Source organism: Anaerosporobacter sp. (genome assembly GCF_965301125.1).
In genome coordinates, this window is record NZ_CBDLAM010000338.1 from 1 (window position 1) to 354 (window position 354).

Below are 354 nucleotides of genomic sequence, written 5' to 3' on the forward strand. Positions count from 1 at the left end.
GACACAAATTATAATAAAATGGTTATAGATTTTGACGGTGTAAAGGTTGAATATGCAAGGGATAATCTGCAAACTCTAGGACTTGGATATAGTATTAGTACACACAAAAGCCAAGGCGGGAATGCAAAAATTATTATTTTATTAACTCCAAAAGCTCATACTATAATGTTAAATTCAAACATCATATATGTAGGACTTACAAGAATGAAAGAGAAGTGCTTTCATTTCGGAGATATGGGCACTGTAAACAAGGCTGTAAAAAAGAAAGAGAATTTCAATAGAATGCCGTTTATGCAAGAATTACTAAAAAGAAAAGATTAAATAGAAATATAAAAAAAACATATTGACAAAATA

Annotated in this window: 1 protein-coding gene; it reads left to right on the forward strand. The window is 29.1% G+C overall.

Going from position 1 to position 354, the window contains the following annotated elements:
- On the forward strand, positions 1 to 321 hold a 321-nt coding region (locus tag ACW2QF_RS19620), incomplete at its 5' end, for an ATP-binding domain-containing protein (protein ID WP_455717705.1).
- Positions 322 to 354 lie beyond the last annotated feature (33 nt).